The following is a 23,875-nucleotide window of genomic DNA, read 5'->3' as shown; positions in this document are numbered from 1 at the left end:
TGATGGATATATACAGGAGTTGAAAGCATGAAATATTATTTGGGTGTAGACGCAGGCGGGAGTAAAACCTACACGCTCGTAACAGATGAACAGGGACATATCATCGGTAAAGGGCATAGCGGCAATGGCAATCATCAACTTGGTGTAGAACAAGCACTCAGAAATATTACAAATTCGGTAGCAATGGCGCTACAGCAGGCGGGGCTTACACACAGTGACATTGAATATGCTTTTTTCGGCCTTGCTGGCGCAGATCGACCAATTGATTATACGATCCTTCGCCCGCTAATTGGCGGACTGGGATTCACGAATTATGGGATTGATTGTGATACCATGATTGCATTGCGTGCTGGTACGTCACAGCCTTTTGGCGTTGTTCTAATCTGCGGAAGTGGAACGAACAGTGCCGGCAAGAACAGGCAGGGTGAGTTTTTTCAATGCGGAGGCTTCACCTATCAGTTTGGTGATTTTGGCGGAGGAGGCACTCTTGCTGTAGAGGTTTTTCGTTCTGTCATTCGGTCATGGGATGGCAGGGAGCAACCCACTATGCTGACTGAGCTGCTGATCAAGTTTCTTGGCTATAATTCGGTGCAGGCTATGTTTGATGATTTTCTGGATAACAACAAATCCGTGCCGCTCCATACGACCAAGCTATTGTTCCAAGCCGCAGAGCAGGGTGATGAGGTCGCCTGCCGCATTCTCAGGGTGCAAGGGGAGGAGCTTGGCAAGTCAGCTACAGCTGTAATTAAACGTTTAAAGATGGAGCAAGAGACTTTTCAAGTTGTGCTTGCAGGTAGTGTCATTGCAAGAGGTGACGGGCCATTTATTCATTCTTATATTGAAAAGGCAGTCAGCGAAGTCTCCCCCAATGCCACAATTGTGAAATTGAACGTTGAACCTGTGGTTGGCGCTGTTTGGATGGCGATGGAAGCCGCAGGTAACTCCGTTACCATAGATGTCTACGAGAAACTCCGGACCGTGTCCGATTATCAAACCATACTATTATTAGATAAGACTAGGATGTGAGTGCAATGAGAAATGCATTGAAAATTGCCATCATTGGCGGAGGCTCGTCTTATACGCCGGAAATCGTAGAAGGGTTTATTTTAAGATATGCCCAGCTGCCTGTAAGAGAGCTTTGGTTTGTGGATGTGGAAGAAGGTAAGCACAAGCTGGAAATCGTCGGTAATTTGGCAAAAAGAATGATCGAGAAGTCAGGTTTACCGATAGAGGTGCACTTAACTTTGGATCGCAGAAAAGCGATCGAAAATGCCGATTTCGTAAGTACGCAAATGCGCGTAGGACTTTTGGAAGCCCGTAAATGGGATGAGCATATTCCTAACAAATACGGTGTTATTGGTCAGGAAACGACCGGCCCGGGCGGGATGATGAAAGCACTTCGCACGATTCCTGTACTGCTTGATATTTGTAAGGATATCGAAGAACTGAGCCCTAATGCGTGGCTGTTGAACTTTACTAATCCTGCAGGTATGGTGACTGAGGCGATTCATAAGTACTCCAAAGTGAAAAGTATTGGCCTTTGCAATGCGCCTATTGGCTTGCATAAATGGTTAATGAACAAATATGATGCTGCACCTGAACAGATATATACCGAGTTCGTTGGGTTAAACCATCTCCATTGGGTTACGCGTGCTGAAATCAGAGGCGAAGATAAATTAGCTGAATTGCTGGATCGCAAAGAAGAATATAGCGGCAAAAACGTACCGGCAAGCGAATGGGATGCTGACTTCTTGCGTTCGCTGCAATCCCTGCCTTCTTATTATTTGAAATATTTTTACATGACGGATATCATGCTTGAAGAACAGTTGGCGTCGCTCAAAGAAAACGGTACTCGGGCGGAAGTTGTGAAACGTGTTGAGGATGAATTGTTCGAGCTGTATCATGATCCTGACTTGCAGGAGAAGCCTAAACAGCTGGAGAAACGCGGGGGCGCTTATTATTCCGAGGCAGCTGTAAATCTGATGGATTCCATTTACAATGACAAGCGGGATATCCAAACGCTGAACGTTATGAACGATAACATCATCGACTTTTTGCCGAAGGATGCTTGTATTGAAGTGAATTGTGTCATTACAGCGCGTGGCCCTATTCCAATGGGCTTGACCAAAGTTCCTGAACATGTCAAAGGCCTTATTCATGCAGTCAAAACATATGAACGCCTCACCATTGAAGCAGCCGTTACAGGCAGTAGAGATCTCGTTCTACAAGCACTGGTTCATCATCCATTGGTGCAGTCAGTGGCAGTAGCCAAGACACTTATGGAAGAAATGCTGGAGAAGAATAAAGCGTATCTACCGGCTTTTTTCAAATAATACAAGAAGTGGAAGCTCCCTGAGAAGGGAGTTTTTTTGCTGTAAAAATGACTATTGTTAACGTGTGCATAGATGTGATATGCTTTGATTGAGGTGAGGGTATGAGCGTTACCATTAAAGATATTGCCAAGCTTGCAGGTGTGTCTCATACAACGGTTTCCAGAGCGCTTAACAACAGTCCGCTCATTCAGGAGGAGACGAAGGAGCGCATCCGAATCATCGCTGAACAGATGGATTACACGCCTAATTACAGCGCGAAGAGTTTAGTGTTGGATCGTTCGTATAACTTAGGGCTGTTCTTTACCACACTAAGTAAAGGAACTTCCGCCGGCTTCTTCTATGAAGCTATCCGTGGTGTCAACAGTGTCATACAGGATCGTTACCAATTGATCGTTAAAGGGATTGACGATTACACCAGTTTTCACTCGATTACGCGGAAAAGCTTCGACGGTATTGTTGTTGTCAGTCAGAGTGATGATGACCAAGCAATCATTGACCATATTGCCAGTAAAGGTATCCCGCAAGTTGTGCTGAATCGCCCTGTTGAAACTTCAGGCGTGCTGAATGTTCTCTCAGATGAGGAGCAAGGCGCATTTCTGGCAGCCTCATATTTGATAGAGCAGGGACATAAGCGTATTGCTCTCATTGAGGGGCGCAAGGGATTTAAATCCGCGCAGAATCGGAAAGACGGCTTCGAACGAGCCATGAAGCATTACCAGATTACCGTTCCACCCGCATATCGCATGCCGGGATTGTACGATCTGGAGAGCGGACATAAGGCCATGCAGCAATTTCTAACGCTGGATGAAAGACCGACAGCCGTATTTTGCTGTAATGATGAAATGGCGCTTGGGGCGATGAAAGCGGTGTCGGAGGCTGGGATGAACGTGCCTAGCGACATCTCAGTGGTAGGCTTTGACGACACGGTATTCGCAGCCTACGTAACCCCAGCACTGACAACCGTTCGCAGACCGATTGAGCAAATTAGCAGAGAAGGCGCTTTGCGACTTCTTGGAAATATAGAAAATAAGCAGCACGAAACGGAGCAGTTGCTATTAAAAACAGAGTTGATTGTACGGGAATCCGTACGATTATTGACACCATAAGGAAAGAGGGATTAGTCGATGAGCATTCTGAGGGAGTTATTAAATGATATTCCGATTCCACAAATGGTTAAGATTCGGCAGAAGTTTGATCGTACCATTTTAGAAAATCCAGAATTGGAATTAGTGAATAAGCTTGCCAGCAGCGGGGTTATGGAAAGCATAAATCCCGGTCAGCAGGTTGCTGTTGCTGTGGGAAGTAGGGGGATCGCTAATATCGCAGGTTTCACCAAAACGACCATCGACGCCATTAAAGATAGAGGTGCGTTCCCGTTCATCGTTCCTTGTATGGGAAGTCACGGTGGTGCTACAGCTGAAGGACAGACGGAAGTATTGCAGCATTTTGGCATTACGGAAGCCTCGATGGGAGCACCGATTCGTTCTTCGATGGAAGTCGTGAAGATCGATCAACTGCCTAACGGTTTGCCCGTTTATGTAGATCGCATTGCTTCAGAGGCAGATGCTATCGTCGTTATTAACCGTGTGAAGCCGCATACGGCGTTTCGTGGACGTATTGAGAGCGGGATCATGAAGATGATCGCTATCGGGCTGGGCAAACAAAAAGGCGCTGAAGCCTGTCACCAGCTTGGTTTCAAGTATATGGCGGAGAATGTGCCGGCAATGGCCAATTTGATGATCGAAAAGCTGCCCATCGTGTTCGGCGTCGCGCTTGTAGAAAATGCCTATGATGAGACATGCCAAGTGGAAGTGCTGCCAGCAGCTGAAATTGAAGTGCGGGAGGAACAACTGCTGATTGAAGCCAAATCGCGTCTGCCGAAGATTTTATTCGACGAAATCGATGTCCTTGTCATTGATTATATTGGTAAAAATATTAGCGGCGATGGCATGGATCCCAATGTTACCGGCCGCTACCCAACACCATATGCACATGGCGGCCCAGATGTTGCCAAAATGGTTGTACTGGACTTAACTCCAGAAACGAAGGGTAACGCGAACGGTGTAGGAACAGCTGATTTCACCACACAAAGACTAGTGGATAAAACAAATTTGGAGTTCACTTACGCGAACGGCCTAACTTCAACCGTATGTGCGCCTACCAAGATCGCAACAACGCTGGAGAACGATTTCTACGCGATCAAGGCGGCTGTTAAAACCTGTAACATTCTAGATTACACGACCTGCAAGCTAGTTCGGATTCAAGATACACTTCACCTGGGCGAAATTGAGATTTCCGTGAATTTGCTAGAAGAAGCTCGTCAGCATCCAGATATTGAAATTTTGTCTGAACCTTATGAACTTTCATTTGATGCAGAGGGGAATATTAACAAATGACAGTTGATGCAGTCAGAGATAAGCCTTACATTGTCGCCGCGGATATCGGGACAACGAGCACCAAGACGCTTGTAATTGATCGGGATGGTCGAGTACTAGCTTCGCACTCGATCGAATATCCGCTCTTCACACCGGCCGCTGATCGGGCCGAACAAGACCCGGAACAAATCTTCAACGCCGTTGTGCAAGGAATTGGCGCTGTTGTTCGCAAGATTAGTATCACAGCTGACCAAGTGCTCTGTGTCTCCTTCAGCTCAGCTATGCACAGCCTCATTGCTGTTGATGAGCAGACGAAGCCACTGACCGCATGCATCACCTGGGCGGATAATCGCAGTGCGCATTATGCAGAAGAGCTTAAACGCAGCGGCCTAGGTCAGCAGATTTACTCGCGGACAGGAACGCCGATTCACCCGATGTCACCACTTCTCAAATTGATGTGGTTCCGTGATAACGAGCCAAGGCTCGTCAAGGAAACTTACAAGTTCATCGGTATCAAGGAGTACGTATTCGCGAAGCTGTTTGGTCGTTATCTCATTGACCATTCACTAGCCAGTGCAACAGGGCTATTCAATCTGGAGAAGCTCGATTGGGATGAAGAAGCGCTTGGTCAAGCAGGTGTGACGCCGAAGCAGCTTTCTGAGCTGGTGCCTACAACGCACCGCGTAGAAGGGCTCAGCGCCGAGTTCGCCACTGCGATGGGCTTGGCAGAGAACACGCCGTTCATTATCGGCGCATCTGACGGCGTCCTCGCGAATCTCGGCGTTGGCGCTTTCGAGCCAGGTGTCGTCGCCGTCACCATTGGCACCAGCGGTGCCGTGCGCAGCGTCGTCACCAAGCCGCAAACCGACCCCGAAGGCAAGCTGTTCTGCTACGCACTAACAGAAAACTTCTGGGTCGTTGGCGGACCGATCAACAACGGTGGCATCGTTTTCCGTTGGGTGAGAGACCAGATCGCTACGGCGGAAGCAGAAGAAGCCCGCCGTCAGGGAATCGACCCCTATGATTATTTGACGGAGATAGCTTCACAAGTCGCTGCGGGCTCTGATGGCCTGCTGTTCCTGCCGCTGCTTTCCGGCGAACGTGCACCTTATTGGAACGCGAATGCTCGCGGTGTTTACTTCGGGCTTTCACTCAGCCATCAGAAGAAGCATATGATTCGTGCAGCGCTCGAAGGCGTCATGTTCTCGATCCAAGCTGTTAGCGCTTCCTTGGAACGGATTATGGGACCTGCCACTGTGATTCGCGCGTCTGGTGGTTTTGCTCGATCTGAGTTTTGGCGCCAGATGATGACAGATATGCTCGGCACATCCGTTACTGTGCCGGATTCGATTGAAAGCTCAGGGATCGGCGCTGCTTTGCTAGGTCTGCTTGCAATGGGGGAAATCGAAGATCTATCTCATGCTCATCAATGGATTCAGGTAGGAAAGGCTCACGAGGTGAATGAAAACGATTATCGCATCTATCAACAATTGACATCTATTTATACAAGCGTATATCATCAGTTAAAAGATCAATTCGATGCGATTACCGCCTTTCAACAACAGCACCTACGGAGCCCTCAATAATAATTTAGCTTAGGCTTATTATGAAGGTTTGCCTTGCAAAATGCCGAAGGGGATGAAGACAATGAATTTATTCAATCTTACAGGGAAAACAGCAGTTATTATTGGCGGCAACAGCACACTTGGAGGCTCTATGGCTCTTGCCCTGGCTGGACACGGAGCGAAAGTAGCCATAGTCGGTCGGAATCAAGAGAAAAGTGATCAGGTTCGTCAGAGCATTGAAGCCATTGGCGGGGAAGCACATACCTTTCAAGCGGATGCTACGAGGCGGGAAGATTTGGAGCTTCTTCTCAAAGAAGTTATCGCTTGGTCTGGCAGTGCGGATATTCTAATGAACTGCCCTGGCAAAAATAGTGCCACGCCTTTCTTTGACATTTCCATGGAAGAATGGGATTCTATTATGGAGGTTAATTTGAAAAGTGTCGTGTTAGCCTGCCAAGTGTTTGGGAAATACATGGTTGATCGAGGAGAGGGAGGAAGTATTATTAATATTTCATCCGTATCATCAGATCCGCCGCTTTCCCGTGTATTCACTTACTCCGCTTCCAAAGCAGCTGTCAATAACATCACTCAGAATCTAGCCCGCGAATTCGCTTCGAGTCGTGTGCGTGTCAACGCGATTATTCCTGGATTCTTCCCAGCGGAGCAGAATCGTAAGATTCTGTCACCGGAACGTGTCGAGTCCATCATGCGTCATACGCCAATGAATCGATTCGGTGAAGCGTCTGAGCTTCAGGGTGCTGCTGTGTTCCTTGCTTCTGAACAAGCTTCTAGCTTTGTAACAGGTTCTGTTTTAAGAGTGGATGGCGGTTTTGGCGCGATGACGATTTAAATATTTATATATCGGAAGGGTGTATGAGAGAGATGTCTAAACAACAAATTGGTGTAGTCGGTCTAGCAGTTATGGGTAAAAACTTGGCTTTAAACATTGAGAGCAGAGGATTCACTGTTTCCGTTTTTAACCGTTCTGCTGAAAAAACAAAAGAGCTTCTAGAAGAAGCCCCGGGCAAACAATTAGTAGGTACATACAGCATTGAAGAGTTCGTACAATCACTCGAAGTTCCACGCAAAATTTTGATTATGGTTAAAGCAGGCGGTCCAACCGACGATACAATTAACCAACTTGTTCCTTATTTGGACAAAGGCGATATCCTAATCGATGGAGGCAATGCGTTCTTCCCAGATACGCAGCGTCGTAACAAAGAGCTGGCAGAAAAAGGTATTCGTTTCGTGGGTACAGGTGTTTCCGGCGGTGAAGAAGGCGCGCTTAAAGGCCCATCTATTATGCCAGGCGGACAAGAAGACGCTTATAAACTCGTTGAGCCTATTCTTACAGCGATTTCTGCCAAAGTGGGCGACGATGCTTGTTGTACCTATATCGGACCTGATGGCGCTGGTCACTATGTGAAAATGGTGCATAACGGCATTGAGTACGGCGATATGCAGCTTATTTGCGAAGCTTATCAATTGTTGAAGGATGTTCTGAACGTAAGCGTAGAAGAGCTTCATGAGATCTTCACAGAGTGGAACAACGGCGAGCTCGACAGCTACTTGATCGAAATTACACGTGATATTTTCACCAAATATGATGCTGAAACCGGCAAGCCTATGGTTGACGTTATTCTAGATTCCGCTGGTCAAAAAGGAACAGGAAAATGGACCAGTCAAAGTGCTTTGGACCTAGGCGTACCGCTTTCCATTATTACAGAATCCGTATTCTCCCGTTTCATCTCCGCGATGAAGGAAGAACGCGTAGCGGCAAGCAAAGTGCTCAAAGGACCTGATGCTCCAGCCTTTACAGGCGATCGCAAAGCGTTTATCGAGGCTGTTCGCCAAGCGCTTTACGCAAGTAAAATTTGTTCTTATGCTCAAGGCTTCGCTCAAATGAGAGCTGCTTCTGAGGAATATAACTGGGATTTGAAATATGGCAACATCGCCAAGATCTTCCGCGGCGGCTGCATCATTCGTGCTAGATTTCTGCAAAATATTATGGAAGCCTATGACCGCGCTCCTGGACTCAAAAACCTGCTGCTTGATTCTTACTTCAACGGTGTTGTAGACAACTATCAACAATCATGGAGACAAGTCATTGCAGAAGCGGTTACTCGCGGTATTGCGGTTCCGTCTTTCGCATCGGCGCTTGCTTACTACGATAGCTACCGTACGGAAAGATTGCCGGCTAACTTGCTACAAGCGCAGCGCGATTATTTTGGTGCACACACGTTCCAACGTGTAGATAAAGAGGGTTCCTTCCACTTCAATTGGATGGAAAACTAAGTGGATAAGGCCTTTAAGCCTCTTCCTGCAAACCGTATGCCGCTTCACGCAGCCACATTTTCAAACGATCGGCCTCTTGATCAAAGCCGTTCCGTCTGTGAATGAGCATCAGGGAGACTTCGGCAAAATAGCGAAAATTTCTTAATAATCGTGGTTGAGTAAGACCTTGCATAAGCGGGTCTTCTTCAGCCACTTTTTTCTTAATAAACTCCAGTATCCACACAACATCCTCTTTGCAAAGCGTATAGCTTGGGTGCAAAATTTGCTCCAGTTTGCCTTTTGTGCGGTTTTGGTAGGCAACAGTTGGGTTCAAAGCTCCATCTCTCCTTGTCGGCATATGGTCTCTCTTAAAATCTTAACTGTTTGTGCTGGAATTTATTCACACTACTATATGATTTTTTGGTGGATTGTATTCATGTCGATTTGGCTATGTTATGATGTTGGGAAAGTTTGTATGATCAGCATATGGGAAAAGGGGATTAACGTGACAGCAAGCAATATTGTACTTGTAGGATTTATGGGGACAGGCAAATCAACCGTTGGAAAGAAGCTGGCCGAGCAACTGGGATGGTTCTTTCAAGATTCAGACGCGGCTCTGGAAGAAGAGCATCAGACAAGCATTTCTGACTTGTTTCGTCTTCATGGTGAATCGCATTTTCGCGCTTTGGAAAGTAAGGCGCTGGAACATATATTAGCTCGTAAAGGACAAGTTGTGGCTACAGGCGGCGGCGCAGTGCTGGCCGAGTGTAACCGAGCTTGTATGCTGCAGAATGGCTTTGTGGTAGCGCTGAAAGCATCACCAGAGATAATCATTCAAAGAGTGAGCAGCGATACAAGTCGTCCTTTGCTGCAGGGGAATTTAGAGGAGCGCGTTCACCTGCTGCTTGAGCAACGTAAGTCTGCCTATGATTTCGCGCATTCGGTTATTGATACTACGCAATTAACAACGGACGAAATTACAGCACTTATCATCCAGCAAGCTGAAATCTAGAAGGAGGGGACAAGCTTAGCAGCTTAGTCCTCCCACTCTAGCATGCCGCCTGTCATGTTTTTAAGACCTTTATAGCCTTGAGCTTCCAAAAAGCTAATTGCACGCCCACTGCGGTTTCCACTGCGGCAAACAAGAATAAGCTCTTCAACTTTGGGGATTTCGCTGAGGCGATCTGGCAATTGAGCCAGCGGAATATGTTTAGCTCCAGGGATGATACCGGCTGCTACTTCTTCATCTTCACGAACATCGACAATTGCTAGCTGTTCGCCGCGGTCCAGTCTTTCTTTAATTTCGGATGGTAATATCGTATCCATTTCGGACCTCCATGCTTGATATGTGGGGAAGAACCCCCATTACAAGTAATGATAGAAACAAACAGTCAAGATGTCAAACCTAGGGTTAATAACAGGAGTTGTATAACCATGCTGTTCATTGGTTTAGCCGGTATATTAGGCGCCATTGCCCGATTTGGGCTCTCCGCCTTATGGAATCCTACGACGGCTTCCGTTTTTCCTTGGGGAACTTTTTTTTGTAATTTAACCGGCTGTCTGATACTTGGTTTTATAACGTTCGCCGAAAAGCTTCCCATACCTACTAGACTTCGACTACCTATAACAACTGGTTTTATTGGATCTTTTACTACGTTCTCTGCGTTCAGCTATGAAACTATGAGCATGCTAAACCATGGACAAATTATCCTTGCCGCTCTTTATGTTTTGGGAAGTTTATGGGGAGGACTCGGTGCTACATGGATGGGTGTTCGTATAGGCGAGTCTGTTCGAAGAGGAGTTCGTCGTTCATGATGACATGGTTATGGCCCATTTGCCTGGTAGGTTTTGGAGGATTCTTTGGCGCAATTTGCCGATTTCAGCTAGGGACATACATGGCAAACAGGTTCCCAAGTTCTATTCCGTATGGTACACTGACAATAAATCTTTTGGGTTGTTTTTTGCTTGGCCTGTTGATGAGATATCATTCATTTGACGATTGGAAACTGTTGATAGGCACGGGTTTTATGGGTGCTTTCACTACATTTTCCACATTGAATCTCGAGAGCATTAAACAGCTCCGCGCTGGACTGTGGCAAGCATGGATCCTCTATACACTGCTCAGTTATACCGGTGGAATTCTTCTGACTTTCCTCGGATATTACATATAAACACTTACGAAGGAGATATCAACGACATGAAAGCCATCGTGAAACCAACCGCCCATCTACAAGGGGAAATAAACGCTCTCTCCTCTAAAAACTACACTACCCGCTATTTGCTAATTGGAGCACTTGCGGACGGGACGAGCACCATCTATTATCCGGCTCATAGTGAAGATAGTGATGCTATGAGACGTTGTGTCCGTGATTTAGGCGCTATTATTGAAGAAGATGATGAGAAAATCGTTATTACGGGTTTTGGTAAGCATCCCAAGCATGTTTCTGAGCTTAATGTAGGGAATGCCGGCGCTGTACTTCGCTTTTTGATGTCTACAGCCGCTTTTTGTCCCGATGTGACATTCGTAAACACGTATCCTGAATCTCTGGGCAAGCGCCCGCATGATGATCTGATTGATACTTTGCAACAAATGGGTGTGGAAGTACAACATTCTAACGGACGTCTGCCGATAACTATTAAAGGAGGACAACCGCGCGGTGGCAAGCTCACTGTTTCCGGTAATGTCAGCTCACAGTTCCTAAGTTCACTTTTATTTATGACACCTTTGCTAGAAGAGGATAGCGAGATTGAAGTGCTGCACGATTTGAAATCCAAAATCATTGTAGGTCAAACACTGGAAGTATTAGAACAAGCTGGTATTATTGTGCACGCCAGCGAAGACCTTATGCACTACCGCATTCCAGGTAGACAATCCTATCAAGCCAAAGAATACGTCATTCAAGGCGATTACCCGGGTTCTGCTGCGATTCTAGCAGCTGCGGCTGTAACGAATTCAGATGTACGCGTTCTTCGTCTTGAAGAGAATAGCAAGCAGGGTGAGAAGGCTTGTGTGGATGTCCTGCGAGCAATGGGTGTCAATTTAACTCATGACAATGGTGTTGTGCATGTTAAAGGCAACCAGAAGCTAATTGCTGGAGAGTTCGATGGTGATCACTTTACAGATGCCGTGCTTGCTATGGTTGCAGCAGCTGTATTTGCAGAAGGTACTTCTCGTTTCTACAATGTCGAAAATTTACGTTATAAAGAGTGCGACCGTATCACCGATTATTTGAACGAGTTGCGTAAAGCCGGTGCTGATGTAGAAGAACGCCAAAGTGAAATTATCGTACATGGTAAACCACAAGGTGTTACAGGTGGGGTCGAAATTAATGCTCATTTCGATCATAGAGTCATTATGGCTTTAACTGTTGTTGGTCTTCGTTCAGAGAAGGGTTTGATAATCCATGATGCCCATCATGTGGCCAAATCCTACCCGCAGTACTTTGACCATTTACGTTCTATTGGTGCTCAAGTTGAACTTGTGAGTGAGACATAGATTCCCAAAACAACGAATGGGTGAGTCAGCATGACGATTATTTGGCAGGGTTTAAAGGTGACGTTCGGTTTCTTCCTCGTTGCTGGACTTGTGTTTGCAAGCAGTGTATTTGCTGTGTTGCTGTATGCTAAAGCGACTGGCAAAGAACCAGCGTTTTTAGCGTCCAGTCCTGGGATACTTGCCGTCAAGCCTACAGCTTCCGTGAAAGTAACTGAGGTTGCTTCTCCGCCGCCAGCTATCCAGATAAAAAAATCAGCAATGATTGATGCGCCTGTTTTTGCACAACTACCAGAATTGCCAGCAGGTTGTGAAATAACAAGTTTAACGATGCTGCTCCAGTATCATGGTATTACAAAAAGCAAAATGGAACTTGCTGCAGAAATGCCTAAGGATGACACACCAGCCACCTTAAATGCGGACGGTTCAATTGCTTATTGGGGAAATCCTAATACAGGTTTCGTAGGCGATGTCACTCGGAAGCAGAGAGGTTTTGGCATCTATCATGCCGGACTATTTCCAATGCTGAAATCGTACGTACCTCAAGCCATTGACATTACGGGGGAGCCCTTCGAGCTATATGAGCAGCAGATTGCGAATGATATTCCGGTTATTATTTGGACAACGATTGATTTCAACATACCTTACAAATGGGTAACTTGGGATACACCTAAGGGACCTATCAAGACGACATATGCTGAACATGCTGTATTATTGGTAGGATATGATGAGAATAATGTATACTTGAATGATCCATTAAGCGGTAAAAAGCAAGTCCAGGTAAACAAAAATCAGTTTATCGACAGTTGGACCGCAATGGGGAAACAAGGTCTCACGTACTTGAAAAAATAGGAGGGAAGCACATGACTTTTGAAAATCCGTCAAGAGAGCACATTAAGGAGATTCTAGCGAGTGCGGGTAATATTGCCGTAGTGGGTTTGTCTGATAAACCAGATCGTACATCGTATATGGTTTCCGCGGCTATGCAAAGCAGAGGATACCGGATCATTCCTGTCAATCCGAACGCTACTGAAATACTGGGTGAGAAATGCTACGCTTCTTTATCTGATATTCCTGAACCTGTGGATATCGTCAATGTGTTTCGCCGTGCTGACCAAGTGGTTCCTGTCGCAGAAGAAGCCGTTAAAATTAAAGCGAAGGTTTTCTGGCTCCAGCTCGATATTGTGAATGAAGAAGCTGCACGTATTGCTAGCGAAGCCGGGTTAGAAGTCATTATGGACCGCTGTATTAAAGTGGAAGATGCGATTCTAAATCCTCGAAACAACTAAAATCACCGCACTTTGGACAAAACTAAAAACCGCTTTTCTTTTACCAGATTGGTAAGGGATAAGCGGTTTTTTTTATGTTAGCAGCTAAGCTTTTAATATATCATGGTCGACGTAACGCTCACCATTTAATTCACTAATGACATTAATTGCGACTTTAGCACCATCACCGGCAGTAACAATTGTATGCATACTAACTCCAGCTGTAGTACCTGCTGCCCAGACACCCTTAAGGCTCGTGCTGCCTTGCGCATCAGCATCAACGACAGTTTTGATTCGTGGTTCTGTTCCGGGCCTCGTCTGAATGCCTGAAGCTTCTGCGAGCTCAACGGACAGCCCTGTAGCAAGAATAACATGTTTTCCTTCGTAAGCTCCGATATCCGTCGTTACTTGGAAGCCTTCTTCGGTTTTTGCCAATTGTTCCGCCTTGCCTTGTACGAATTCAGCCCCGAATTTAGCTGCTTGTTTCTTCCCGATTTCGACTAAATCAGGACCCGCTATCGCTTCTACGCCATAATGATTCTCGACCCATGCTCGTTTGGTGACACTTTGATTGTTGTCAATGACAAGCGTCTTTTTACCAGCTTTTGCGGTGAATAAGGCTGCACTAGATCCTGCTGGGCCTGCTCCAATAATAATAACGTCGTATGTCATTACGGTAACTCCTCCTACAAAGAGAATGGGATACAAAAGGATTATGGCATAGCCGGTAATTCATAGTCAATTCTTTTAAGGATCATCCCAATGGCTTCCATAAATAAAAAATCAACAAGCGGAGAGAATAAAAAAGGCCCCAAAAAAGGTGCTCAAAAATATGAGAGTCCGAGGAGGATTTACACATGTACAACAATAATAACAGCTTTGGGAATGCTTCCCAAGGTTATCAATCTTCACAAGGTTTTCAGGGGAACAATGCGCAGTATCAAGGTAACCAAAAACAGTACCAACCTATTGGCACTGTACAATCTTTCTATAATCAACCTAACGCTGGACAAGCTAATCAAGGTTTCAACCAAGGGAATTTACAAGCTTCACAAGCTCCTCAGGCAACTTCACAAGAGTCTTTTCACACTGCGAATTATCGTGGGAATCAACCACAACAACAGCAACAAACTAACTTCCAAAGCGGATATTCTTCTACCCCAATGAGCAACCAATTTGCTTCTAACCAATCCCAACAATTTGGTTATGTATCCGCTCAACAACAACCATTTGTTTCTAGTCAGATCAGTAGCTCTACACAGTCGAATCAACAACCATACGGACAAGCTTACGTTTCACCAAACGCTTTCCATACAGCGAACTATCGTGGGAATCAACCAGGCCATGATGCGAATTTGCGTAGTGAATCCTCGACACCTTCTCAGCAATCCTTCCAAAGTGGCTATAGATCACAACAAAGCATGCAACAAAACATGCCACAACAATCGCTTCAATCTTTTAATTCCGGATTTAATAATACAAGCATGGGGCAACAATCCGGATACAATTCCTCGTTTTAATAGGGAAACCGTTTCGAATGAGTTTACGAGCAGGTCGAACGCCGACCTGCTTATTTTGTTTTGACAAACAGGCTAACAAGCTTTACGATTTGATAAGAGAAGGCTTATGCTTACAATGCAAGTTTTCTTAGAAAACGCTAAGCTTTTGCTTACGATGTCAGTTTTGCAAAAGCAAAACTCTTAGGAGGTAGCATACGTTTGAACTGGATGGGGAACTTACAACAGCTTGGCCGCTCATTAATGCTGCCTACCATTGCGCTTCCTATCGCTGCTGTGTTGCTTCGTCTAGGGGATCTACCTTGGGATGTCATTCACGCATCTAGCTTAGGGGATATGCTGCTGTTGGCTGGGAATACGGTCTTCGATTATATACCAATCATTTTCGCTGTTGGTGTAGCGCTAGGCCTTACTGAAAGTGCTGGGATTGCTGGTTTATCAGCCATGCTGGGCTATTTTATGTTCACAAGACTAATTGAACATGAACTGGGGACTCAATTTCAACTGGGTGTACCAGGTGGGATATTAATTGGATTACTGGCTGCTATTATTTATCATCGCTGTAAAGAGATTAAGCTTCCAGAATACATACAATTTTTCGGTGGCCCCCGCATAGTTCCGCTTATTATGGGGCTGTCCACGCTTGTAGTGTCTTATATTATGATCACTATTGGCCCCTACTTAGAAATGGGGATGGGTAAGCTCTCCAATTGGCTGCTTGGATTAGGCGGTTTAGGTGCCTTTGTTTATGGTATCGCGCATCGTCTTCTCGTTCCGTCGGGTTTGCATCATATTTTGAATAACTTTTTCTGGTTTCAAGTAGGTGCTTATCAGACGCCAACGGGACATATGGCTTATGGGGATTTACCTAGGTATTTTGCCGGAGATCCGACAGCAGGTATGTATATGGCCGGATTATATCCCATTATGATGTTTGCCCTCCCAGCAATCGCTTTTGCGATTATTGGGGAAGCGCGGGAAGATTTGAAGCCGAAGATTAAAGCGACATTTTTGACAGCAGCGTTAGCTTCTTTTTTAACAGGAGTCACTGAGCCTATTGAATTTGCTTTTCTCTTCGTTGCTCCGTATTTATTTGTTATTCATGCGATTTTGTCTGGAGCAGCCATGTGGTTGGCTTATGAATTAAATATTCATCACGGTTTTTCTTATTCAGCCGGGGCCATCGACTATGTCATTAATTTGCACCTATCGCATAACGGTTTATTGCTCATACCGATTGGTATCGTTTATGGGCTTCTCTACTATTTCATGTTCCGCTGGGCTATACGGCGGTTCCAGATTCCTACGCCAGGTAGAGAAGAAGGCTCCTCACTTGAAGAGTGGGCAGGTGATATTCCATATCGCTCTCCACTTATTTTGCAAGCACTCGGTGGGAAAGACAATATTAAGAAGATTGAAGCCTGCATTACCAGATTGCGTCTTACACTTGTCAATGATCGTTTGATGGACATCACGGCATTACGACACTTAGGAGCAGCAGGCGTCATCCGTCTTGGAGGAGGCAATGTTCAGGTCGTGTTCGGAACATTCTCAGAGCTAATTCGTGAAGAGATTATGAAAGTATTGCGCAAGGATATTCATGTGGTGTTATTTACTTCGCCAATGCAAGGACGCATGATCCCAATTGAAGAAGTGCCTGATCGTATCTTTGCTTCGCGTTTGGTAGGAAACGGCGTTGCTTTTATTCCCGAGAAAGGAGAATTGGTTTCTCCTGTTGCCGGGACCATTATGCACATTTATCCGACTATGCATGCCCTGGGCATCTTGACCGAGGAAGGTTTGGAGGTCCTGCTGCATATTGGCATCGATACGTCTAGTTTGCCGGGTAAATGTTTTAATGCGGTAGTAAAAGAAGGCGATCACGTGGAACCGGGGCAACTACTAGTTAAGTTTAACTACAATAAAGTCAAAAAATTCGCTTCATCGATGGCGACACCGATGATTATTACGAATCCCGATCTTGTTAAATCTTGGAGTTTTGCTCCATTTAAAGCTGTCAAAAAAGGCCAAGGTTCTGTGATGTCGGTTGTCCTAAAGCCTACTAAACAAACGGGGGGGACGAATGGATGATCAGAGGAATAGGAGCGTCTTCAGGGATCGCGATGGGTCAGGCTTTTGTCATACCTACTTGGGAGTGGGATTTTCCTGAGAAAATGATTGATGTCACCGATTTGTCTTATGAATTTGAACGTTTGTATGATGGTATTCGATCTTCCAAAGATGAGCTAGAGATCATTAAGCAAGAGATTAAGGATGTTGTTGGACAAGATCAAGCCTATATTTTTGATGCACATTTGGCGATTTTGGAAGATCCCATTTTTATGAACGAGATTCAAGGGATTATTGAGCTGCAGTACAAGGCGGCAGAAGTCGCTGTAAAAGAAGTTATCGATAAATTTGTCGATATGTTCAATCTCATTGACGACGAATATATGAAGGAACGAGCGCTTGATATTAAAGATGTCGGAAACCGGCTTTTGAAGCACTTGCTCGGCGATACTAGCTCAACGGTACCGCCGATCGATCATCCTTACATATTGGTCGCCAAAGAGCTAACACCGTCTCAATTGGCTCATTTGGACCCGGCTAATGTGCTTGGTCTGCTAACGATTCTTGGTGGCACGCATTCACACGTATCTATCATGGCAAGAGCAATGTCCGTTCCATATGTGCTGGGTTTGGAAGGGAAGCTTCTGCGGCCCATTCAAAATGGCGATTTCCTAATTATTGATGGACAAGAGGGTACCTTATACATCAATCCTGATAAAATAACGATTGAGCGGTATCAAGCACGCAAAAAGAATTGGCTCGAGTTCAAAGAAAGCTTGCAAGAGATAGCTGACGTTGCACCAGTAACGTTGGACAAGAGCTATGTGAATTTACATGCCAATATCAATTCTGTGCTGGAGATCGATCAGGTTTTACGTAACGGGGCTTCTGGGGTAGGTTTGTTCCGGACGGAATATCTTTACATGGACCGCGATTCGTTACCCAGCGAAGACGAGCAGTATGAAGTTTATCGTCACGCAGCGAGGCAGCTGAAAGGTCGCCCCATTGTAATCCGAACGCTCGATATTGGCGGAGATAAAAAGCTTGATTATTTGCCGCTTGCAAAAGAAGATAATCCATTTCTGGGGTATCGGGCGATTCGTATCTCGCTGGACCGTAAAGACCTATTTATGACACAGCTTAGAGCGATTCTAAGGGCCAGCCATTACGGTAACGTGAAAATAATGTATCCTATGGTCACTTCCCTGGATGAGGTGCGTCAGGCTAAAGCTCTGCTCGAGAAGGCCAAGGCGGAATTGCATGCACAAGGCTTGCCATATAATGCAAATATCGAAGTTGGATTAACGATTGAAGTGCCTGCTGCAGCTCTCATCGCAGATGTCCTTGCAAGTGAAGTGAATTTTATGAGCATTGGTACGAATGATCTTGTTCAATATGTATTAGCTGTGGACAGGATGAATGAAAACATCGCGCATTTATATAATCCCTATCATCCAGCAGTTATTAGGCTTCTCAAACATGTGATCGACTCGGCCAAAAGTGTAGGAATTCCCGTAGGCGTTTGTGGAGAAATGGCGGGTGACATTCGAGCGCTTCCGATATGGCTGGGATTGGGAATAGAAGAACTAAGTATTTCCGTGCAGACACTATTACAAGTGAAACACCGTTTACTAAGCAGTGACGCTAAGAAGTGCAAACAGCTAGTCAATGAAATTCTAGTTTGTAAAACAAGTGATGAAATCATAGAACTGCTTGCTCAAACCGAACAAACAGAATCCATCGTAGGAGGAAATTAGCATGGAATTGACAGGAACGAAAGTACTAGCTTTTGTTGATGAAGAATTTGAAGACTTGGAAATGTGGTATCCTGTATTACGTTTGCGTGAATCGGGGGTCGTAGTGGATATTGTTGGTCCTAAGGCTGGAACCGTGTATCACGGTAAATATGGTGTACCCATTACGACTGACTACGCCTTTGATGAAGTAAAGTCTTCCGATTACATCGGCCTTTATGTTCCGGGAGGATGGGCGCCTGATAAGCTACGTCGTTATCCGGACGTGATTCGTCTAACGCAGGAGTTTCACGCGGCAGTAAAACCGATTGCTCAAATCTGTCATGCAGGTTGGGTGCTAATTTCGGCGAAAATCGTAAAGGGGTACACGATGACTTCTACGCCTGGCATTCGAGATGATCTCGAAAATGCGGGAGCAACTTGGTTGGACGAAGAAGTAGTTGTCGATCGCAACATCATTTCTGGGCGTCGTCCGCCAGATCTTCCTGCATTTTCTAAGCGATTTGTGGATGAGCTTATTCAATTTAATAAACAACAGGTAAAGTAACATTCTACTACCATAGGTGGCAAAAACTACTACTCTTCATTCGGCAGGAAATCGATTAAAATCGTAGAATATCATAGTACAAGCAATTCATGTACATGCCGCCCGCCAGTGAAGGAGTGTTAGAATGCAAAAGTATTGTAAGTGCGGACGCACGATGAACCTTCGTCTGCGTACGGTTATTTATCAAAACAAAGTCGACATTGAGAATGTACCTATTTACTCATGTGAAGCGTGTGGTCGCAGTGAAGTTGTTCCTCATGTTAAACCCGAACTTACCGGTTTAATCGGTAGGCTGGGGAGTAAGCCTGAGAAGCAGCAGCTCTTTTTTCATGAGCTTTCGGAAGTTGCTTTTCTGCTGCTGAAGGTGACGGAAAAAGAGCATATGAATGATTCCATGGAAAAGATCGTTGAAGAACGTATCAATGAACTTTTGGACATCTTATTGCTAGCACAATCGCTGGGTGATGAGCCATGGACCGAAGAAATTCGCAAGCGGTTATCGCAAATCACACAGAGTGCAATATCGACATAAGCAGTATGTGGCCAATCCCATTGGGGGGTTGGCTTTTATAGTTGATAAGAAAGTATAAGTTTATACTTTAGCTTCGCATCAACCTTGACAAACTCACTCGTCCCAAAAGGACGATGGAGTCGTTTATCCTTGCATAATGTGTACATCTTTTGAAAAAACATTGAAATTATTTTCAAAGCATTTTCAATATACATTGCAAGATGGATTAATTTGTCGTATCATAACGATAATATACTAGGATCGCAGAATACTTTTGAAAATGGAGAGAGTAACCGTGACCGTAACCATTTATGATGTAGCAAGAGAAGCAGGAGTTTCGATGGCAACCGTATCTAGGGTTGTAAACAACAATCCTAACGTTAAGCCACAAACACGTAAGAAGGTTTTTGAAGCCATTGAACGGCTCGGTTACCGCCCTAATGCGGTAGCAAGGGGTTTAGCGAGTAAGAAGACAACGACAGTTGGTGTTGTCATTCCCGATATTTCCAATTCCATTTTTGCTGAAGTAGCACGTGGGATTGAGGATATTGCCAATATGTACCATTACAATATTATTTTGTGTAATGCGGACAAGAAGAAAGAAAAAGAAATTCGTGTTATTAACACCTTGCTTGAGAAGCAGGTTGATGGATTGCTCTTCATGGGTGGCGTAGTAACTGAGGAACATACACAGGCATTCCGCACGTCTTCCGTCCCTGTCGTTTTATGCGGCACGAAGGATGAGAACCAAGCCATGGCATCCGTGGATATCGATCATGAGAAAGCTGCTTTCGATGCTGTGAATGTGCTTATTGAAGCCGGTCATCGTGACATTGCGATGATATCCGGAACGCTGCATGATCCAGCGAATGGATTTGCGCGTTATCAAGGTTACAAAAAAGCATTGGATGAAGCAGGCATTCCACTGCGCGATGAATATGTTCGCATTGGGAACTATCGTTATGAGTCAAGTGTAGACGCTGTGAATTATTTCTTGGAGCTTTCACCAAGACCAACAGCGATCTTCTCCGCAACAGACGAGATGGCGATTGGCGCCATTCATACGATTCAAGACAATGGACTTAGAGTGCCGCAAGATATCGCCGTAATTAGCGTGGACAATATTCGCATGGCTTCCATGGTTAGACCGACTTTAACGACAGTAGCCCAACCGATGTATGATATCGGCGCCGTGTCGATGCGTCTTCTAACGAAGCTGATGAATAAAGAGTCAACGGATAACATGCAGGTTATCCTACCGCACGAAGTTATTTACCGCAACTCCGTTACACAATCTTAATCAAATCAAACCTCTAAGCGAGGTCATTCCTTTGGGGATGATCTCGGTAGAGGTTTTCTCATGTTGATAAGGGAAAGAGGATAATGAAATGACATGGAATAAAATTGCTCTAATCGGAGCGATGAACGAAGAAATAGAGCTGCTAGTTTCACATATGACCGATGTACGTGAAACGATCAAAGCTGGTATTACGTTTCGTGAAGGTACGTATTTTGACAAGCAAGTTGTTGTGTGCCGGACAGGTGTAGGGAAAGTGAATGCCGCTGTGACAACTCAAATTTTAATTGATAGCTTCGGCGTCGAAGCCGTTATTTTTACAGGAGTAGCGGGAGCATTAGATCCAGAGCTGAATATCGGGGATCTCGTGATATCGAGTGAATGCATGCAGCATGATATGGATGTTACAGCACTTGGGTTTCCTCGTGGCGTCATCCCTTATGAAGCGAAATCCACCTTCGAAGCGGATAGTAAGCTTGTTGAGTTGGCTGTTGCATCAGGTGAAAAACTGTTTGCAGGCAAGGTTAAAAAGGGGAGAGTACTCTCTGGGGACCAGTTTATTGCAAGCAGGGAAGTTGTTGCTAGCCTGTATGAAGAGCTTGGCGGCGTTTGTGTTGAAATGGAAGGGGCTTCAGTTGCTCAAGTTTGCTCGATGAATGCCACTCCTTATGTCGTGCTTCGATCGATGTCCGATAAAGCAGATGGTTCAGCTCATGTTAACTTTGCTGAGTTTACAGTCCAGGCATCTGAGAATTCGTACAAAATGGTTGAGGATATCGTGAAACATCTATATTAGGTATAAAAAAGACAGGAATAAAAAAAGCTCAGAATATCGCCGAAATGACGGTGGTTCTGAGCTTTTATTTTTACTTCAAATACATCATAGCGAGTTCCTTCGTTTGCCGGTTCTTCTCGGCAATCGCTTGGCGCCTTGGAATCGGCGCCCAAGCATCTACGGGGTCCAGCCACGTATCCACCAGCTGGACAGGGCTCTTGCTCTGCCAGGCGTCCAGCCACGCCTGTGGCAGCTTCAGCTGGGGCTGCGCCTCCAGCTGATCTAAGATCGCCTGCTCGCTCATGACGAGCCAGAGCAGGCTCCAAGCCCGTGGTACGACACGCCAGATGTCGTACCCGCCGCCTCCGAGCGCTATCCATCGCCCTTCGCACCACTGGTGCGCAAGGGAGTGGATCAGCTCGGGCATAGCCTTGTACACGCGCATGGAGCAATGTACATGCGCGAGCGGGTCGAAAGCATGGGCATCGCACCCATGCTGCGAGATAATGACGTCTGGCTGGAAGCTTCGAATCGTCTCGGTGAGCACCTCACTGAAACACTCCAGCCACGATTCATCCTCGGTGTAGGGCTCCACCGGCATGTTAATGTTCGTGCCGAACGCGTCGCCTTCGCCGCGTTCGTTCACGGCGCCCGTGCCGGGGAATAAATATTTCCCCGTCTCGTGGATAGAAAGTGTGCATACCTGAGGATCGGCGTAGAAGCCCCACTGCACGCCATCTCCATGATGCACATCTGTGTCGATGTACAGCACCTTTGCGCCGTACATCTCTTTTGCGTGCGCAATCGCCGCTGACGCGTCGTTGTAGACGCAGAAACCTGCGCCCTTGCTTTGCAGGGCGTGGTGCAATCCGCCGCCCAGGTGGAGGGCGTGTGGAGCCTTACCGGACATCACCATCTCGACAGCGGTGATGGAACCGCCCACGACCTTCGCCGTAGTATTATGCATCCCGGCGAAGTAAGGCGTGTCGTCGGTGTCAAGTCCGAAGCGCGTTGCTTCTCGGACCCAAGCCGCCTCCGGCACGGAACAGCTAAGCGCTTTCACCGCTTCGATGTAAGCGGGGGAATGAACCCGCAGCAGCTCGTTATCTGTCGCGGAGCGAGGAGCCCATAGCGCGCTGTTAGGGAGCGCGCCGGCTTTTCGCAGCAGATCTACCGTCATCGTAAGGCGATCTTGATTGAACGGGTGGTTTTCATTGAATTTATATTGAATTTCTTGATCATCATAGATAAAGACAGGATTTGCCTTCTTGTTCATATCCCTAATTCCCCCGAATGGACTAACAATTTCGCTTGAAGCCCTAGAAATCCCACGATTACTTAGAAATTAATACATGAAACGCTGCTGAAAACGAATGCGATCAAATTGCTCAACGGAAGAAATCGGCACCTTTTTGCCGATTCTTACCATAAGACAGTTGGCTGGATGTGAGCATATTTCTGGGTCGTCCGTAGCGAACCAGATCATGTCGATGCTTTTCATGAGCTTCTCCATCATTTGACGGTATTCCCAGACCGTTAATTTGCTTGTTTCCAAGTCCCAATGCCAATAATACTCTGTGGTGAAACAGATGATATTCTCCATTTGCTCATCTTCGAAAGCGAGTCGAATCATCTTTTTCCCTAATCCTATGGATCGGTAGTCGTCTGCAACTTCTATGGCGCCTAGTTCAATTAAATCCTGCATATGTCCCTGTGACCAACGCTCAATCTCGTCTGGATAGTGGAAGGTGACATAGCCGACAATGGTGGAGCCGTCTCTTGCAATTATGATACGTCCTTCAGGTAATTGTGCGATTTCGACTAGTGCCTCTAACTGCTCCTTAGGTCTGCGGAACGCATCTAATTTGATATGCATAACAAGTTCCTGCAGGGTTTCTGCTGAAACAGGACCTTCTATGATAATTTCGGGTTGATCGGGAGCTGCGCGCAAGCTGTGTGAGTGGTATATTTTGATATGCTGCATAACCTTAGCTCTCCTTTTAAAAAAAAGCATGATGAACGTTTCCTTTTCCGTTAGGTCATAGTATTCTTATACCAAACTTTGGTTGGAATTAAAAGACGAATTTTTAACGTAG

25 protein-coding genes are annotated in these 23,875 nt (G+C 45.8%); 20 read left to right on the top strand and 5 right to left on the bottom strand.

The window, feature by feature from the left end; translation table 11 throughout:
- Positions 1-27: 27 nt before the first annotated feature.
- From AC58UU_RS07575 to gnd, 7 genes are all read left to right on the top strand, one after another.
- A complete protein-coding gene (locus tag AC58UU_RS07575) occupies positions 28-1,026 on the top strand; it encodes an N-acetylglucosamine kinase (protein ID WP_497314377.1) in 999 nt (332 codons plus the stop codon).
- 5 nt (positions 1,027-1,031) lie between these two features.
- Positions 1,032-2,333, top strand: a complete 1,302-nt coding sequence (locus tag AC58UU_RS07570; RefSeq protein WP_497314375.1) for a 6-phospho-beta-glucosidase — start codon at positions 1,032-1,034, stop codon at positions 2,331-2,333.
- 101 nt (positions 2,334-2,434) lie between these two features.
- Positions 2,435-3,439 (top strand): LacI family DNA-binding transcriptional regulator, encoded by a 1,005-nt coding sequence (locus AC58UU_RS07565; protein ID WP_497314373.1) that lies wholly within the window; start codon positions 2,435-2,437, stop codon positions 3,437-3,439.
- Between the two features lie 18 nt (positions 3,440-3,457).
- Positions 3,458-4,729 (top strand): nickel pincer cofactor-dependent isomerase, group 22, encoded by a 1,272-nt coding sequence (locus AC58UU_RS07560; RefSeq protein ID WP_497314372.1) that lies wholly within the window; start codon positions 3,458-3,460, stop codon positions 4,727-4,729.
- On the top strand, positions 4,726-6,294 hold the full coding sequence (gntK, locus tag AC58UU_RS07555; protein ID WP_497314370.1) for a gluconokinase: 1,569 nt from the start codon (positions 4,726-4,728) through the stop codon (positions 6,292-6,294). The genes AC58UU_RS07560 and gntK overlap by 4 nt, the downstream gene beginning before the upstream one ends.
- 61 nt (positions 6,295-6,355) lie before the next feature.
- Entirely contained in the window at positions 6,356-7,123 is a 768-nt protein-coding gene (locus tag AC58UU_RS07550) for an SDR family oxidoreductase (protein WP_497314368.1), read from the top strand.
- 32 nt (positions 7,124-7,155) lie between these two features.
- Entirely contained in the window at positions 7,156-8,568 is a 1,413-nt protein-coding gene (gnd, locus tag AC58UU_RS07545; protein WP_497314366.1) for an NADP-dependent phosphogluconate dehydrogenase, read from the top strand.
- 13 nt (positions 8,569-8,581) lie between these two features.
- Here gnd and AC58UU_RS07540 read toward each other — a convergent pair whose 3' ends face one another.
- Positions 8,582-8,905, bottom strand: coding sequence for a hypothetical protein (locus tag AC58UU_RS07540; RefSeq protein ID WP_057302951.1), 324 nt, complete (start codon positions 8,903-8,905; stop codon positions 8,582-8,584).
- A 78-nt stretch (positions 8,906-8,983) separates the two neighbouring features.
- Between AC58UU_RS07540 and AC58UU_RS07535 the strand changes: the two genes are divergently transcribed.
- Entirely contained in the window at positions 8,984-9,559 is a 576-nt protein-coding gene (locus AC58UU_RS07535) for a shikimate kinase (protein WP_497314364.1), read from the top strand.
- Between the two features lie 23 nt (positions 9,560-9,582).
- Here AC58UU_RS07535 and AC58UU_RS07530 read toward each other — a convergent pair whose 3' ends face one another.
- Entirely contained in the window at positions 9,583-9,873 is a 291-nt protein-coding gene (locus AC58UU_RS07530; RefSeq protein ID WP_497314362.1) for a rhodanese-like domain-containing protein, read from the bottom strand.
- A gap of 108 nt (positions 9,874-9,981) precedes the next feature.
- Between AC58UU_RS07530 and crcB (AC58UU_RS07525) the strand changes: the two genes are divergently transcribed.
- The 5 genes from crcB (AC58UU_RS07525) to AC58UU_RS07505 are packed head-to-tail and all read left to right on the top strand — an operon-like array spanning position 9,982 to position 13,329.
- Positions 9,982-10,362, top strand: coding sequence for a fluoride efflux transporter CrcB (crcB, locus tag AC58UU_RS07525; protein ID WP_497314361.1), 381 nt, complete (start codon positions 9,982-9,984; stop codon positions 10,360-10,362).
- Complete coding sequence (gene crcB / locus AC58UU_RS07520) at positions 10,359-10,718, top strand: fluoride efflux transporter CrcB (RefSeq protein WP_497314359.1); 360 nt, start codon at positions 10,359-10,361, stop codon at positions 10,716-10,718. The genes crcB (AC58UU_RS07525) and crcB (AC58UU_RS07520) overlap by 4 nt, the downstream gene beginning before the upstream one ends.
- 26 nt (positions 10,719-10,744) lie before the next feature.
- Positions 10,745-12,043: a 3-phosphoshikimate 1-carboxyvinyltransferase gene (aroA, locus tag AC58UU_RS07515; RefSeq protein WP_497314357.1), complete on the top strand. Its 1,299-nt coding sequence runs from the start codon at positions 10,745-10,747 to the stop codon at positions 12,041-12,043.
- Between the two features lie 30 nt (positions 12,044-12,073).
- Positions 12,074-12,892, top strand: a complete 819-nt coding sequence (locus tag AC58UU_RS07510; RefSeq protein WP_497314355.1) for a C39 family peptidase — start codon at positions 12,074-12,076, stop codon at positions 12,890-12,892.
- Positions 12,893-12,903: 11 nt separating this feature from the next.
- A complete protein-coding gene (locus AC58UU_RS07505; protein ID WP_171648637.1) occupies positions 12,904-13,329 on the top strand; it encodes a CoA-binding protein in 426 nt (141 codons plus the stop codon).
- Between the two features lie 84 nt (positions 13,330-13,413).
- Here the strand turns inward: AC58UU_RS07505 and AC58UU_RS07500 are convergent, their stop codons facing one another.
- Positions 13,414-13,980: an NAD(P)/FAD-dependent oxidoreductase gene (locus AC58UU_RS07500; RefSeq protein WP_497314353.1), complete on the bottom strand. Its 567-nt coding sequence runs from the start codon at positions 13,978-13,980 to the stop codon at positions 13,414-13,416.
- Positions 13,981-14,165: 185 nt separating this feature from the next.
- Between AC58UU_RS07500 and AC58UU_RS07495 the strand changes: the two genes are divergently transcribed.
- The 7 genes from AC58UU_RS07495 (at position 14,166) to AC58UU_RS07465 (ending at position 21,800) form a co-directional block, all read left to right on the top strand.
- Positions 14,166-14,828: a hypothetical protein gene (locus AC58UU_RS07495; protein ID WP_497314351.1), complete on the top strand. Its 663-nt coding sequence runs from the start codon at positions 14,166-14,168 to the stop codon at positions 14,826-14,828.
- 198 nt (positions 14,829-15,026) lie between these two features.
- Complete coding sequence (locus tag AC58UU_RS07490) at positions 15,027-16,916, top strand: glucose PTS transporter subunit IIA (protein WP_497314349.1); 1,890 nt, start codon at positions 15,027-15,029, stop codon at positions 16,914-16,916.
- Positions 16,913-18,652 carry a phosphoenolpyruvate--protein phosphotransferase gene (gene ptsP / locus AC58UU_RS07485; protein ID WP_171648643.1) on the top strand — a complete coding sequence of 580 codons (1,740 nt, stop codon included), beginning with the start codon at positions 16,913-16,915 and terminating at the stop codon, positions 18,650-18,652. Before AC58UU_RS07490 ends, ptsP begins: the two co-directional genes overlap by 4 nt.
- 1 nt (position 18,653) lies before the next feature.
- Positions 18,654-19,196, top strand: coding sequence for a type 1 glutamine amidotransferase domain-containing protein (locus AC58UU_RS07480; RefSeq protein WP_171688344.1), 543 nt, complete (start codon positions 18,654-18,656; stop codon positions 19,194-19,196).
- Positions 19,197-19,320: 124 nt separating this feature from the next.
- Positions 19,321-19,728 (top strand): hypothetical protein, encoded by a 408-nt coding sequence (locus tag AC58UU_RS07475; protein ID WP_029195585.1) that lies wholly within the window; start codon positions 19,321-19,323, stop codon positions 19,726-19,728.
- A 274-nt stretch (positions 19,729-20,002) separates the two neighbouring features.
- Complete coding sequence (gene ccpA / locus AC58UU_RS07470; protein ID WP_312880513.1) at positions 20,003-21,007, top strand: catabolite control protein A; 1,005 nt, start codon at positions 20,003-20,005, stop codon at positions 21,005-21,007.
- Positions 21,008-21,095: 88 nt separating this feature from the next.
- Entirely contained in the window at positions 21,096-21,800 is a 705-nt protein-coding gene (locus AC58UU_RS07465) for a 5'-methylthioadenosine/adenosylhomocysteine nucleosidase (protein WP_497314346.1), read from the top strand.
- Between the two features lie 70 nt (positions 21,801-21,870).
- Here the strand turns inward: AC58UU_RS07465 and AC58UU_RS07460 are convergent, their stop codons facing one another.
- Both AC58UU_RS07460 and AC58UU_RS07455 read right to left on the bottom strand, forming a co-directional pair.
- Complete coding sequence (locus tag AC58UU_RS07460; protein ID WP_497314344.1) at positions 21,871-23,055, bottom strand: acetoin utilization protein AcuC; 1,185 nt, start codon at positions 23,053-23,055, stop codon at positions 21,871-21,873.
- 69 nt (positions 23,056-23,124) lie between these two features.
- Entirely contained in the window at positions 23,125-23,763 is a 639-nt protein-coding gene (locus AC58UU_RS07455; RefSeq protein WP_497314343.1) for a GNAT family N-acetyltransferase, read from the bottom strand.
- Positions 23,764-23,875: the final 112 nt, after the last annotated feature.

The sequence above is a fragment of the Paenibacillus sp. JT22N1 genome (assembly GCF_059692155.1).
The sequence above is the reverse complement of the archived record's forward strand: the minus strand, read 5'-3'. Positions and strand labels throughout refer to the sequence as shown.